Genomic DNA, 2,096 nt, shown 5'->3' on the forward strand with positions numbered 1-2,096 from the left:
CGCAGGTAGTCCTCGATCGTCGGCTCGCCCATCGGCAAGGCCCCCCGTCTCTGCTCCACGACAACGACGGAATCGAGCCTAGTGTCCGGTCGGGGATCGAGCCGCCCGGCGGGCGGTCGGGCGGAGGGCCAGCAGGCTCACACCTCCCCGCATGTCGACCCCGTCGCCGACGCAGCGCCCGACACAGGTTGGATGGCCCACGAGCCCGGATTTCCGGCCCAGACGGCCATGATCCGCTCGGACTATTCACCCGGTCCCCGCCTCGTGCCGATGGATAGAGGACCACGATCGAACAAGGAGAAGCGATGCGGGCGCTCTCTCGGCGGCAGCCAAGGGGTCGCCGACGCGCCACACCCCTCAGCCGCCGCTTCACCTACCGCTACCTCATCGCGATCGCCGCCTTCGTCGCCATCGGCATCGCCGCCAAGGTCGGCGAGGACCGGGCGCTCGATGACCTCGAGACGAACTCGCAGCAGCTCGAGGCCGCCGCGGGTCAACCCGCGCGTCTCTACCGCATCCTGGACCTCGCCACCCGACTCGACGTGCAGGCCTCCGAGGACATGAGGACCGGTACGTCCTCCTCCAACATCAAGCTGCTGGTGAGCGAGCTGGAGCAAGAGGTCGATGCCCTCCGGATCGTGGAGCGCGCGCTGTCGACCGGCGAGGCCGCCCCGGGGCTTCCCGCCGCGCCACCGAGCGCCGCGCTCGCAGATCTGTACTTCGGCACCGACACCCGGCTCGATCAGCGGGTCCAGGCCATCGCCAACGCCGGGCAGTTCGTCGCCGACAACGCTGCACCCACCGCGGAGGCGGCGACCGAGCGAAGGCGGCAGCTCGACCTGCTCCAGGAGTCGACCGCACCCACCGCCACCGAGCTCGACCGCGCGGTCCGACTGTACGTGGCCCAGACCGAGGACATCATCGACCATCGGCGCGGCCAGAGCCGGCTCTTGATGATCGCAGGCGTCGGCGTGGTGATCGCCGTCGTGCTGGCGCTCTTCCGGCCGATGGCCCGCTCCATTCACCTGGAGACCTCCCAGCTCGAGGAAGCGGAGCGGATCCATCGCGAGAACAACGAACGCCAGAGCTTCAGGAACGACCTCGCCAAGGCGTTGGAGGTGACCGACACCCGGGCCGAGGTGCTCGCCGCGGTCGAGCGGGCCTTCGTGGCCGTGGTGCCCAACAACAAGGTGGAGCTCCTGCTCGCGGATGCCAGCCAGGCCCACCTGCGGCGAGCCAGCACCCATCCCCGATGCGGTGCGCCGCAGTGCCCGGTCGATTCGCCCAAGAGTTGCGCCGCGCTGCGCAACACGCAACGGATGGTCTACGAGAGCAGCCGCATGCTCAACGTCTGCCCCAAGTTGCCCGAGCACTCGCAGGCCCCCTGCTCAGCGGTGTGCATCCCGGTCACCTTCGACGGGCAGGCGATGGGCGTGCTCCATGCGATCGGGCCCGACAACGAGCTGCCCTCGCAGACACAGATCGATCGCCTGACCGTCCTCGCTGCGGAGACCGGTGCGCGCCTCGGGCATCTCCAGGTGATGGCGATGACCGAGCTCCAGGCCAACACCGACGGGTTGACCGGATTGCTCAACCGTCGGAGCCTCGAGGCCCGTGCCCGTGCCCTCCTCCTGGACGGGACGCCCTTCAGCATCGGCATGGCCGACCTCGACGACTTCAAAGAGCTCAACGACACCCATGGTCACGAGGCGGGCGACCGGGCACTCCGCCAGTTCGCGACCAGCCTGCGACGCCATCTCCGCCCGGACGACATCGCGGCTCGCTACGGGGGCGAGGAGTTCGTGGTGCTGCTTCCCGGCACCTCCATCACCGAGGCCGTCCAGGCCCTCAATCGAGTGCAGGCGGCGATCGCCGAGGACCTCAACCGTTCGTCGAGCGTCCCGTTCACGACGAGCTGGGGGCTCACGGATCACACCGCGGGCCAGACCTTTGAAGAGATGCTCTCCGTGGCAGACTCTGCCCTCTACCGCGCCAAGCGTGCCGGTAAGAACTGCATCGTCGTCGACGGTGCCGCCGCTCGAGCGGCGAGCACGGCCGTGGACGATGCCTTGTCGGCGGTCCCCGCGCCCGGCGGG

Annotated in this window: 1 protein-coding gene; it reads left to right on the forward strand. The window is 69.3% G+C overall.

The genetic code is table 11. From position 1 onward, the window contains the following. Positions 1 to 305 precede the first annotated feature (305 nt). Positions 306 to 2,096, forward strand: a 1,791-nt coding sequence (locus V7004_RS04075; RefSeq protein ID WP_334142371.1) for a sensor domain-containing diguanylate cyclase, incomplete at its 3' end; no start/stop codon positions are given.

The organism is Rhabdothermincola sp., assembly GCF_036846205.1.
In the GTDB taxonomy this organism is placed as follows: domain Bacteria; phylum Actinomycetota; class Acidimicrobiia; order Acidimicrobiales; family Acidimicrobilacustridaceae; genus Rhabdothermincola.